Here is a 12,099-nt window from a genome sequence, read left to right as displayed (position 1 = left end):
AACTTTGGAGGCTATTATGAATATAAAGAAATTTTTACTAACAGCACTGACGGCAATTGCCATCTCCGCAACTTTGATAGGATGTGGTGGCGATACAGACTCGGCGGCTACCGTAGCTGATAATTTAGATTTGTATACACCACTTGGCACCTACCCTGTTGTCAAAGAGGGAGTTGATATCTCATTTACAGCATTTGCACCTTTGCTAACTAATATAACTACATATGCCTATGACACAAATTTATTTACAAAGCATTTCCAAGATTTGACAGGTGTTGAGATCGAATGGGTTGAATGTACTTCTGCAGATAAAAAGCAAAAATTTAATGTAATGATGACCGGAGGAGACTATACAGACGTAATTTTAGAAATGCAAAATACCCTTTCTGAGTTATCTCTGTATGGATCTCAAGGAATCTTTATTCCGCTAAACGATCTAATCGACCAGTATATGCCAAATTTGAAAGCAGTGCTCGAGAAAAATCCACACGTCGTCGACGCCTGGACTGCGACTGATGGAAACATTTACTCGCTTCCTAAAATTTCTGGCAGCCTTAACAACCAAGTCGGCAATAAAATGTGGATGAATCAGGTGTGGCTAGACAATTTGGGATTAGAAGTACCTACTAATATCGACGAATTTTATAATGTGCTGAAAGCATTTAAGGAGCAAGACGCTAATGGCAATGGCGACCCGAACGATGAAATTCCTTTGACCGGATCTTATAAATCATGGGCAGGCGATATTACACTATTTATTGGCAACATGTTTCAGCCTATGTCTAACTCGTCCAAATTTCTAAATATTGATGAAGACGGCCAAATTTTCTATGCGAAGTCGACAGATGAGTGGAAAGAAGCGCTTAAATTTATGAATAAGCTTCATGATGAGGGGTTATTTGACCCTATGTATTTCTCGCAAACGTCTGATCAGCTAATAAAGTTGGCATCAAATCCTGCAGCTGCCGTCGTGGGCACCACAGTTGGCGGGTCAGTTACAGTATTTGCCAATACCACAAACCATGAGCGATGGGGACAATACACTTGGGTGCCACCAATTGAAGGACCAACCGGGCTAATTTCTACAGCGCACACACCTGATTTTGGCAAGGCAGTTTTATCGATCACAAACAGATGCGAAAACCCAATAGCTGTTGCGCGCATGTTTGACTATATGTATGATGCTGAAGGCAAGGGCACCTTTGCAAATGAATATGGATTAGAGGGGACGGGACGATATCGACTAGCCGAAGAGGGCACCAAAAATTATGTTGGCGGACCTGCAGAAGTTATCAACCTCTCAGCCGATGCGGCAAAAGACGTTAGCTGGGGTGGACTTGGACCAGGGTATCACGACGAAGACTGGCTACTTATGTTCGGGGTAAGCGACAAACCATCTGAGGAAGTTGGGTATCTTCTCTATCGTGCCGGGCAAGACTATATCGATCATGCGCAAGATATCGATACTATGATTCCTCCATTAGCATTTGATTTGGATGACTCTCGAATTTTGGTTGATGTAGAAACCAATCTTGGAATGTATCTCGATCAGGCAACTGCCGACTTTATCACTGGCAAAGTGGATATCGACGAGGGATGGGACGACTATTTAGAACAGCTAAGTAATATCGGTATAAACCAATATATTTCAGTGCATCAGGAGGCGCTCGATTTAAAATTATCTGAATAAATTTGTGTGGACGAGACTTCGGTTTCGTCTTTATTTTTTTCCAATTTTTGCCGATATATTATGTATAATAGGACAAGGAGGTACATATGGCACTAATATTTTTGGGATATTTCATAAATTTTATACCCAATTTCTTGGGTTATTTGATTATTGCAGCTGGGCTATCTTCGCTGCTCGTCAATCAAAAAACTTATTCACTGATAGCAGCAAAGCAATGGGCTCTGATGCTTTCCATTGTTACATTTTTTCAAGCAATTATTTTTTTATTTGAGACGCAAAACTTTTCAAACAATTCAATAACAATATTATCAACTGCATTCAATTTAACTAATCTTTATTTTATATATCTACTAGCAGTTAGTTTTCAGAGCATTGCAACAACTTTGGGAGCAATACTAAGAACTAAACTGGTATTTTTTACATTAGGTATTTCAGTTATTTTATTAGTTTTTGACGCAATATTCAGTTTTATTGGTAGTGAATCTGAAGTAATGCCTATGTTACTATTCGTTACACAAATTGTACAATATTGTGCAGTTTTAATTTTAGTTATACGAATTAGTATCATGCGCAGAAAGTATCGATACACTCATGGTTAAATTAATACCACACACAAAGATAAGGAGGTAGACATGACACTAATATTTTGGGGATACTTATTTATACTCTTTAACGATGTTATTCTTGACGATATTATTCTAGGAATATCATCTTTAAATTTTATTGCCTATATAATGATTGCAATAGGACTCACACGTTGGATAGAGAAAAGCAAAAGTTATAAGCTTGTCGCAGCCAAACAATGGGCAATTGGACTTGCCATCGTTTCGTTATTATATGAAGTCATAATTTTTTCGTCAATTTTTGGGTTGGATTATATATCGCTTTCCTCACCCTTTGCGACGCTGATAAGCGCTGCATTTAGTTTGGCATCTATATACCTACTATGTTTAATTACATTGGGAATAAAAGATTTTGCTACATCTTTGGAGATTAAATTAAATACTAATCCAATACTAATTTTGGCACGAATTTCAGCTTTGCTAGTATTTATTACGCCTATACTAATAATAATAGATAGCGAATCGCTGTCGATTTATTCATCTATCCAAATTCCATTGAGTCTATTGCAAATAGTAGGCATAATTATGTTTTTAAATATGATGCAACGAGCAACCGCTGCATATGTCCAATCAGAAGATATTACGTAATCTTCACTAGCGATACTAATAGGGTGTCGCTTTTTTTATAATAAAAATAACAATTTATCTTAAAATTTTCATATTMATGTGATATTTTATAGGTAGGGGGGGCGATTTATTCATGGCACAAATATTTTGGGGATACCTATTTATATTCTTTAGCATATCGTTAAATGGAATCGATTTACTTCCAGATTGCTTAGGATACTTTTTTATAATGAAAGGTGCAATATTTTTATCCAGTACGAGCAAACACTTTGTTGCAGCAAAACCTTGGTCAATCGGTCTTGCCATAATTACATTACTCGAACTAATTAACAACTCCTTTATCGGGTTGTATCTCGGCGAAACTATTGCGTCCTTACTCGGCGCCGCACTGAAATTTGCCGACCTGTATTTATTATATATAATTATATTAGGCATTAAAGATTTGGCAGCTTCTACGCTAGAACAGGCACAGGAGAATGCAAAACCCGTATTTTCTGCAATGGCTGTTGATGCTACAACACTGGATATACAGACTGTAACTGAATTGATTGAATCGGCTGATGCCGAAGAAAATATACGCAATGCATCATTGTTCCGTCGCGTCGCTACTGCCATGAAATTAAATGCCAAGACAAAGATCTTTTTACCGTTGTGGAAAATAATGCTTRTTGTTCAAGTTGCTTCGGTAGTATTCTCTGCCTTTGCATTGGACCTTTCTGTCGATGCATCTGCTGAAGTTGTAGCAAGTGAAGTGATCCCATCCACTATATTTACTGTTGGATCCGAAGTTTTAATTGCGATCAGTATTCTGTTGATGTTCATATTTTTATTTGTAATGTATCAGCTTAATTTAACATATGAATATTTTAATAAATCTAGATAGCAACAGAGCCCCATTTTGGGGCTTTTTTTTGTTCAATAATGAATACAATGTGGGCAGTTATATTGCCCTGGATATTTTTTATGAGGCAAGCATTTATGGCCATTCCAGATGAATTGATAGAGGCGGTTTGATAGCCCAAAAGTACCTAATCGAGGGTGTCGCATCTTCTGGAATTAAAGGGTAATCAATTATTTAATCACAAGTTTCCATATTCTTCCTAAAATGATCACTGTGCATCTTAAATGAATTTACCATACCTATCATATAAAAGGCACTGTTATGTCCACCATTTCTCAAGCTATATTCATGATCTTTCTCAATACTCAATAAATATTCATGCGTTTTTACAGTATTTTGATAATCAACGGCAGTGTCTTGAAGCCCGCAGTCCAGATAAAAATCATACGCTTTCATTTGCTCCGCATTTAAAGATTTTAATAAAGATAGTGTGGCATCGCTTAAGGCTCCCATATGACTTGCAATAGAAGAATACAAATCCGGATTTGATAGACCAAGAGTCATAGCGCCATGACCACCCATAGATATTCCAGTTAAGCCACGAAACTCAGCTTCATTTATAGTGCGATAGTTATTTTCAATTTCTGATCTTATTTCGCTGGTAATATGAGATGCCCATGGGCCTGTGCCATTAAGATTGGTGGGGTTGTATTCTGTATCAGCATACCAACTTGATAGCCCAGAATCTGGCATCACAACAATCATTTCCATAATATTTCCATTTTGTATTTGCTCATTTAAAAAGCTTTCAATTTTGTCCACKGTCACAAATGATTTGCTACTCGAATTTATTCCGTGCAGCAAATAAACTACCGGATATTGTTTACTAGTATTTTCATAATACGATGGTGGCAAATAAATATTATAGCTTAATTTGATAGATTTGCCATTTTTATCTTTAAATAAAGCCGAATCATACGTTGTAGTATAGCAGTGGCTCATGTTTCCTTGCTCATAGAACACATCATCAATAACACTAAAATATTGAGTAATATCAGCATCCAAAACAACCTGATTTGACGCATCTATAATTTTTCGATTCGCTTCATAACTATATACACCATTATCATCTAGCCAAAAACTTTGATCCGCATCTATGACACTTAATCCTTCGCTATAGTTGTTTTTGAAATCTAKCAAATAATCCGACTTATTCTCAAAATTTTGCATATAATTTGGCATAACCGTTCTGGCATATGCAGTAAAGTTATAGTCTTCAATTGCCTTTTTCTGCGCATTTATTATTTCTTCAAATTCCTCGCTATATCCATTAATTGTTGGCAAGCCTTTTACCTTTCTTACAGCGATATCATCGCTACAAATCGCATATCCATCTCCAACATAAAATCCACCATCTCCATTATTATTAAAAACTCTTATTGCAATTTCATTGGTACCGCCTTCGTTCAAAATATCTGCTGGTATAGAATACTCTCTATTAATTTCCCAATAAGACTTTTCGAACACAATTGAGTCTTCGCTATTTTCGGGATTATAGTTAAAGCCCCCTGTAGAGCTAGTATTGATTATAGCTTCTTTGTTATGATTGATAAATCCACTAGATGCGACTGGTTGCCCATTAATATATACTACATCCGCATCATCAATCACGCCCAATATCAAAGTTACATCTTCATTATTGGTAAAATTTTCTGGCAATTTAAATTCTGCGGCAACCCAAGTTTCTGACCATTGTTTAAACAAAGGAGTTCCATCGTTTTTGGTTAGAGGTTCAAATCCTGCATGATCATCATTAGTAGGCATATTTAAAGTCTCCCAAGTTTTAAAAACTGCACTAGATGGAACTGCTGCAAGCTCTATATCCTCTGTTGCAATTCCATCTTTTGTATAAGAAAGCAATCCGAACATGTGATTATATGTACGATATTCTTTGAAATGCCATGGTTCGTCGTCCAATCTTACAAATTTTGCTGTATCTTGCTCTACTGCATAAATATTCGAAATACCTAATGCCATAGTTGTTAGCATCAAAAATGCTAGTGACTTTTTCATAAAAAATGCTCCTTTTTTTATAAAATCATATAAAATTTAATAATAATATTCCTTTTCAATATATGTCCGATTACATTATAATATAACACTAGAAATAATCACTATCAAAAAAAAGAATAAAAACTAAAATTTCATCCTTTAGTCTTTATTCTTGATTCTTTATCAAGCAATGGAGATATTCCGTTATCGCATCTACTTTGTATTTTCTATTTTCTATTTTATCTGCCTTAAATCTGCGATATTCAGTAGTCACAGCTTTATATTTGCCATATTTTCCCATAATAAATTTAATTGCATCAAAATTCATTAGTCCTTCATTATTGTAACTTAGAAAGATAAACTTAAAATCGGCATCTGCAATAAGATTTTCAAAGGCAACTTCTACTGTTCGCCTAGAGCAGAAATCACTTTTTTGATTTTTGTAATCTCGAAGTCCAGTTTTGCCTCTAATTTGGGGATTATCATATTTTGATATTGTTTCTAAGATGTGATAATTGGCACCATATTGCCTTGCATTATAAGGAGGGTCAAGATATAAAACATCTCCTTTAATATTTTTAATTAGATCATTACTATTAATATTATAGACTACTCCATCGTTAGAGCCCTTTATTATTGGTAGCAGTTCAAGCTCAAAATTTTTTTGAGCTGATTTTTTTATGTGTTTTAAAAATGCGCCATAAACTGATGTTGTATTTGCATATTTATCGATTGAATTTATTAAGCTTGCAAGAAAATAATAGTATTGATTGTCATTAATTTGTCGATTTACATATAGTTTTTCGAGTTCTTGCCTAATTGCATCGCACTTACGACCATTGTAATCTGAAAAATAGTTTCTATTGCTACCCGATCCTGCGCAATAATTATTAAAGATAAATCCATCGACACCTTCGAGATTGTTTAAATATTTTAGTAGCGACACATCCATCTCAGAATTATTTTCGATATAGTGCTTACTTAAAATATAACTATACCACTGGATATCGTTAGAAATAACTTTACATCCATTTTTTTTAAAATTAACACCAACAATCCCTGTCCCAGCAAACAAATCGGCAAAAACAAAATACTTTCCTTTTGTATATCCCGTTATATCATATATAGTATCTTCCAAAAAGTCCATTAATGATAATTTTGAACCTATATAATTCATTCTTAAATCCTCATTTTTTTATATTATTTTACCCATGCGGTCTCTACCACTTTGTGTTGTATGTATACCATAAAAATAACAAAATTACAATGCTTTTACTAATATTTTAATTTTTTATATTCTATCACTCACACTTGCACTATATTTTATCATTATTTATTTTGTATAACATAGCTAATAAAAAAATTATATTCGCTATTTTATTATGAAATACTACTTTAAAATAACTTTATAGTGCAATATAAACAAATATTTTAATTTACTCTTCATTGATTTTATAAACAATCACATTTGCATTTACTATTGCTTCTTCATAGCTATCTGGAATAGAGTCTGTAATAATATAGTCAATATCCTCGAATTTCGCTGCAGCATATAAATTTACTGTATCAAATTTATCGGAATCAATCATCAAATACCACTTCTGAGACATCCTCGATACATAATCATACACAGGTAAACTGATCACCGATGATACCGCCAGACCTTGTTTAAGGTTAACTGCCGAAGCACTGGTAAATGCTTTGTCTACTCTTATATTCTCTAAAAAATTTGCAGAATTTTGATGATTATTTTTAGGACTAGAAAACAAAGTTAGACCATCTGTAGAAGTAACTTTTCCACCCAATAAATAAATTTCCGCTCCAGCTCGCAGTAAATTATCCAAACATCCTATGTTATTGGTTACTACCGATATGCTATTAAATTTATATAGCAATTTAGCCAATTCGCAGCATGTCCTACCAGAACCCAAAAATATAGTATCTCCTTCTTCTATTTCTTCACAAGCGCGAAGAGCTATTTTTTTTAAAATAGGATAATCACCCCTACTAAGAAAAGCAAGTTTTTTTGTAGGATCTTCTTTCAGTATCCCACCTCCATAAACTCTAGTTAATACTCCTTCACATTCTAATATAGCCAAGTCTTTTCTAATAGATACTGGACTCACGTTGTAAAAAGCTGCAAGTTCATTTACATTAATTTGTTTTTTTGTGTATAAAATTTCTCGAATTTCATGTACCCTACCTAATATAACAAAATTCCCCTTTCGTCACTAAAAATCTATATTATGTACAGTATATCTTAAAAAAAAATAGCAGTCAATAGAACGAAATCAATCAAAAGTAAATAAATAAACGTAATATATATTTAATATTGCTTTTAATATTAAGGCAGTATTATATAGTCAAATTATACAATAAATTGTCCTAATTTCTAGATATAATATACAAAAAACCAAAGCGAAACACAATGAAACTTGAATATCATATACCGATATGCTATTCTCAAATATATCAAAATAATTACAAATGAAAATGTGTATCATAAACAAACTTCGGTAAATTAGATTAGGAGGTATCAGTGAGTGAAATGAATAAATTATTAGAATTAGTTACGATAGGACGCGCCGGTATTGATTTTAATACAACCCAATTAAATACTTCTTTTGAATATATCGATGCCTACACAAAATCTATCGGAGGATCTCCAGCCAATATTGTCCAAGGTGCCGCCAAACTTGGTCTTAAGACTGCATTTATTGGCAAAATATCTGGAGATGGAATGGGCGAATACATTTACAATGATTTTCAAAAACAAGGCATTAATGTCAGCGGCTTGGTAATTGATAAAACTGGTGCTAGAAATTGTTTAGCCATTTTAGAAATATTAGACATCAAAAATAGTGGAACCTATGAAAATAAAGATACAACAGGATTTCACCATGGCACCTACTTATATCGCGAAAATACAGCGGATATGCTAATAACCCCTGACGAAATTAATGAAGAATTGATATCAAAAACTGAGTATCTATTATTTTCTGGAACAGCTTTTTCTGCAGAGCCTTCACGAAGCGCTATGTTTGCTGCTATTGAGTATGCCAAAAAATATAATACTAAAATGGTATTAGATATCGATTACAGACCATTTGGATGGAAAAATCTTACAGAGGCTTCTGCTGTGTATCAACAAGTTTGCGCAGAGATGGATATCATAATTGGCAATCGAGAAGAGTTTGACATAGTCGAGTATACTGTTATGCCCGACAATAATGACAACTCAGTTTCCGCAAAAACTTTCTTAGACATGGGCATCGAAATTGTTGTAGTTAAAGATGGCGAAAGAGGCTCTTGGACCTATACTCAAGATAATCAAGTTATAGAATGCGGTGTTATAAAAACTGAAATCAAAAAGACTTTTGGTTCTGGAGATGCCTTTGCGGCAGGCTTTATGTATGGTCTTATAAGAAACAAAGGACTATCGTATGCCATGCAATTAGGTTCGGCTTGTGCATCTATCGTATTACAGGGATATAGTTGTGCACCAGATATGCCAAGTTATGAGCAAGCAGAAAAATATCGAAAAATCAATGAATCTATGATGTTAAAATAAAAAGTAACTTTGGGAGTAATTAAAATGAAAAGTAATTTAAAGCAAGAAATTCTTCATGCCAGCAACACTAAAGGAGCAATCGTGGGATTTAATGTTTTTGGATTTGAAGATGCTATTGCTGTAATTAGAGCAGCAGAAATTTGCAACTGTCCTACATTGTTGATGCTAAATAAATTGGCCACAAAGTATCTCTCAATAGAGTCTTGGGCAGGTATGTTGCTACCCTTAATCAAATGCGCTGCAGTACCCATTTCACTTCATCTTGATCATTGCCAAGATTTTAATACAATAGTGAGAGCAATACATTCGGGATTTAGTTCTGTAATGATTGATGGTTCTCAATATTCAGTAGACGAAAACATTGCAATGACAAGGGAAATTGTTAAAATAGCGCATTGCTTTGACGTGGCTGTAGAAGGTGAAATCGGCTCAGTTCCTTATGGCGATATACCTGGAACTAAAGATATAACAACTTCTACCGAAGAAGCCAAACGCTTTGTTACTGAAAGTGGAGTTGACTGGGTTGCTGTTGCCGTGGGGCAAATCCATCGTATGTATGAGCCTATAATGCGTATTAAATTTGACAGATTACATGAGATCGAGCAAGCGATTGACACCCCTCTGGTTATTCACGGAGTTTCTGGCATCTATAAAGACGATCTACAACCATTAGTTGCTGGAAAAGTTGCTAAACTAAATTTTGGCACTGGCATTCGAGTTGCGTTTGTTGAGACTTTGAAAAAAAGCATGGCAGAACAACCAAATCAATATGATAAATTAATTTTGGCCGAAGATGCCCAGATAGCAGTCACTCAAGAAGCAATTAAAGTAATGGAAAATTTAAAAAGTAAATAATTGTTATTAAGGAGAATGAGTATATGGCAACTAAAAAACTAACCATGGCACAAGCTTTAGTAGAATTTTTGATTAACCAGTATATAGTGGTCGATGGCGTTGAAAGCAAGTTTGTTCATGGTGTTCTAGCAATTTTTGGACATGGCAACGCAGTGGGGCTTGGTCAGGCACTCGAAGAATATCAAGATCAAATTAAATGTATTGCTGGCAAAAATGAACAGGAAATCGCACACGTTGGTGTCGGTTATGCAAAGCAAAGCAGACGACGCGCGATTTTTGCTTGCACCGCTTCTATGGGACCCGGATCTCTCAATATGGTAACAGCCGCTGGTACCGCATCTGTAAATAGAATTCCTATTTTATTTTTGCCATCTGAAGGCTTTTCGGATCGTCAGCCAGACCCTGCTCTACAACAAATGGAGCACGATCAAGATGCTACGCTAACAGCTAACGATGCCTTTAAAGCGGTCAGCAAATACTTTGATAGAATAGAGCGCCCTGTACAACTAATGACAGCCATGTTAAACGCTATGCGAACATTAACTGATCCCGCAAAGACAGGAGCTGTTACAATTTGTATACCTCAAGATGTACAAGGTGAACCATATGATTATCCCGAAGAGTTTCTCCAAAAACGTTGTTGGTATGTGGATCGCGCAGAGCCTGGCAAAGACGTTATCAAAAGAGCAGTTGCAGCCATTCAAGCAGGCAAAAAACCTGTAATAGTATCTGGTGGCGGAACTCGTTATAGTGACGCCGGGGATGAGTTAGTCGCTTTTGCCAATGAATTCCAAATTCCAATTACAGAAACGCAAGCTGGCAAAGGTGAAGTTTTATCTGATGTTGATCTAAATCTTGGTGCTTCAGGAATTTGTGGAACGTTATCTGCCAATCTAATTTGTAAAAAAGCAGATATTATTTTAGCAGTTGGTACAAAACTAAATGATTTCGTAACTAATTCTAAGGCCGGATATAGCAAAGATGCCCAGATCGTTTCTATCAATACAAATCGTATGGATGCGTTTAAATTAGAAGCAGTTTCGATTGTTGCAGATGCGCGCGAAGGAATTAAGGCCCTTGGTGATGCGCTTCGCAAAGTCGGATATAAAGCTGATTGGGGTACCGAACTATCTGAAGCTAAGCAAGCTTGGGCAGATATACGGCAATCACTTGCAAAATTAGAGGCCAAAAATGGTGAAAACTTAAATCAAACTAGAGTCCTTATGGAACTAAATCCTCTATTAAAACATGATAATGTGGTTGTATCGTCTGGTAGCTTACCTTCTGATTTAGAACGAATTTGGGAAGTTAATCATAAGGGCGGGTATCATGCCGAATATGGCTTCTCTTGCATGAGCTACGAAATATCTGGAGCACTGGGCGTTAAAATGTTTGATCCTAGCAGAGATGTCTATACTTTTATTGGCGACGGCGCCTTTATGATGGGGCACTCTGATCTATATACTAGCATACAGGAACGCACCAAAATCAACGTATTGCTATTTAATAATAGCGGGCATCAATGTATTCATAATCTGCAAAAATGGCAAGGAATGGATAAAATGGGCTTTGCAACAGAATTTCGATATAGAGAAGCAAGCGGTAAATTAGACGGCAATCTAATCGATGTAAAATACGCTGAACTCGCACGCGCATATGGCGCCAACTCTTGGCGTGTCACTACTATTGCAGAACTTCATGAAGCAATTGCTCTTAGTAGACAATCGGAGGTATCTACTTTAATTGAAATTATGGTCGAGCCCGGCACTATGACAGAAGGTTACGAACATTATTGGAGAGTTGGTACAGCAGAAGTTGCAAAAAAAGATAGTGTAGTAAAAGCCTGTAAAGAAATGAAAGCTGGATTGGAATACGCAAGATGGTATTAATCACATATTTG

10 protein-coding genes are annotated in these 12,099 nt (G+C 35.4%); 7 read left to right on the top strand and 3 right to left on the bottom strand.

Annotation, left to right across the window (positions count from 1 at the left end):
• Positions 1-16 precede the first annotated feature (16 nt).
• From EPU_RS11485 to EPU_RS04205, 4 genes are all read left to right on the top strand, one after another.
• Positions 17-1,690, top strand: a complete 1,674-nt coding sequence (locus EPU_RS11485; protein ID WP_052296458.1) for an extracellular solute-binding protein — start codon at positions 17-19, stop codon at positions 1,688-1,690.
• A gap of 86 nt (positions 1,691-1,776) precedes the next feature.
• Positions 1,777-2,289, top strand: a complete 513-nt coding sequence (locus tag EPU_RS04215; protein ID WP_010167064.1) for a hypothetical protein — start codon at positions 1,777-1,779, stop codon at positions 2,287-2,289.
• Between the two features lie 33 nt (positions 2,290-2,322).
• Positions 2,323-2,901: a hypothetical protein gene (locus EPU_RS04210; protein ID WP_010167062.1), complete on the top strand. Its 579-nt coding sequence runs from the start codon at positions 2,323-2,325 to the stop codon at positions 2,899-2,901.
• A gap of 112 nt (positions 2,902-3,013) precedes the next feature.
• Complete coding sequence (locus tag EPU_RS04205; protein WP_010167060.1) at positions 3,014-3,763, top strand: hypothetical protein; 750 nt, start codon at positions 3,014-3,016, stop codon at positions 3,761-3,763.
• 192 nt (positions 3,764-3,955) lie between these two features.
• On the opposite strand, the gene EPU_RS04200 is transcribed toward EPU_RS04205, so the two are convergent.
• The 3 genes from EPU_RS04200 to EPU_RS04190 form a co-directional block, all read right to left on the bottom strand.
• Positions 3,956-5,794 carry an alpha/beta hydrolase gene (locus EPU_RS04200; protein WP_029487994.1) on the bottom strand — a complete coding sequence of 613 codons (1,839 nt, stop codon included), beginning with the start codon at positions 5,792-5,794 and terminating at the stop codon, positions 3,956-3,958.
• 145 nt (positions 5,795-5,939) lie between these two features.
• The gene (locus EPU_RS04195; protein WP_010167056.1) at positions 5,940-6,950 is read right to left on the bottom strand and encodes a DNA adenine methylase; all 1,011 of its coding nucleotides are present in this window, start codon (positions 6,948-6,950) and stop codon (positions 5,940-5,942) included.
• Positions 6,951-7,209: 259 nt separating this feature from the next.
• The gene (locus EPU_RS04190) at positions 7,210-7,962 is read right to left on the bottom strand and encodes a DeoR/GlpR family DNA-binding transcription regulator (protein WP_255347272.1); all 753 of its coding nucleotides are present in this window, start codon (positions 7,960-7,962) and stop codon (positions 7,210-7,212) included.
• A 359-nt stretch (positions 7,963-8,321) separates the two neighbouring features.
• On the opposite strand from EPU_RS04190, the gene iolC reads away from it, so the two are divergent.
• From iolC to iolD, 3 genes are read left to right on the top strand one after another with little or no spacing between them, the layout of a single operon-like run.
• The gene (iolC, locus tag EPU_RS04185; RefSeq protein WP_010167054.1) at positions 8,322-9,344 is read left to right on the top strand and encodes a 5-dehydro-2-deoxygluconokinase; all 1,023 of its coding nucleotides are present in this window, start codon (positions 8,322-8,324) and stop codon (positions 9,342-9,344) included.
• A 24-nt stretch (positions 9,345-9,368) separates the two neighbouring features.
• Positions 9,369-10,199, top strand: coding sequence for a class II fructose-bisphosphate aldolase (locus EPU_RS04180; protein ID WP_010167053.1), 831 nt, complete (start codon positions 9,369-9,371; stop codon positions 10,197-10,199).
• Between the two features lie 23 nt (positions 10,200-10,222).
• Complete coding sequence (gene iolD / locus EPU_RS04175) at positions 10,223-12,088, top strand: 3D-(3,5/4)-trihydroxycyclohexane-1,2-dione acylhydrolase (decyclizing) (RefSeq protein WP_010167051.1); 1,866 nt, start codon at positions 10,223-10,225, stop codon at positions 12,086-12,088.
• Positions 12,089-12,099 lie beyond the last annotated feature (11 nt).

Origin of the sequence: Candidatus Epulonipiscium viviparus, from assembly GCF_000171335.1 — a bacterium.
Classification (GTDB): Bacteria; Bacillota; Clostridia; order Lachnospirales; family Cellulosilyticaceae; genus Epulonipiscioides; species Epulonipiscioides viviparus.
Note: the sequence above shows the minus strand (reverse complement) of the source record. Positions and strands in the feature narration are given on the sequence as shown.

What these genes read in the sequence shown, in the direction of transcription:
- EPU_RS11485 (WP_052296458.1), top strand. Translation starts at nt 17, where the DNA reads ATGAATATAAAGAAATTTTTACTAACAGCACTGACGGCAATTGCCATC.
- EPU_RS04215 (WP_010167064.1), top strand. Translation starts at nt 1,777, where the DNA reads ATGGCACTAATATTTTTGGGATATTTCATAAATTTTATACCCAATTTC.
- EPU_RS04210 (WP_010167062.1), top strand. Translation starts at nt 2,323, where the DNA reads ATGACACTAATATTTTGGGGATACTTATTTATACTCTTTAACGATGTT.
- EPU_RS04195 (WP_010167056.1), bottom strand. Translation starts at nt 6,950, where the DNA reads ATGAATTATATAGGTTCAAAATTATCATTAATGGACTTTTTGGAAGAT.
- iolC (WP_010167054.1), top strand. Translation starts at nt 8,322, where the DNA reads ATGAATAAATTATTAGAATTAGTTACGATAGGACGCGCCGGTATTGAT.
- EPU_RS04180 (WP_010167053.1), top strand. Translation starts at nt 9,369, where the DNA reads ATGAAAAGTAATTTAAAGCAAGAAATTCTTCATGCCAGCAACACTAAA.
- iolD (WP_010167051.1), top strand. Translation starts at nt 10,223, where the DNA reads ATGGCAACTAAAAAACTAACCATGGCACAAGCTTTAGTAGAATTTTTG.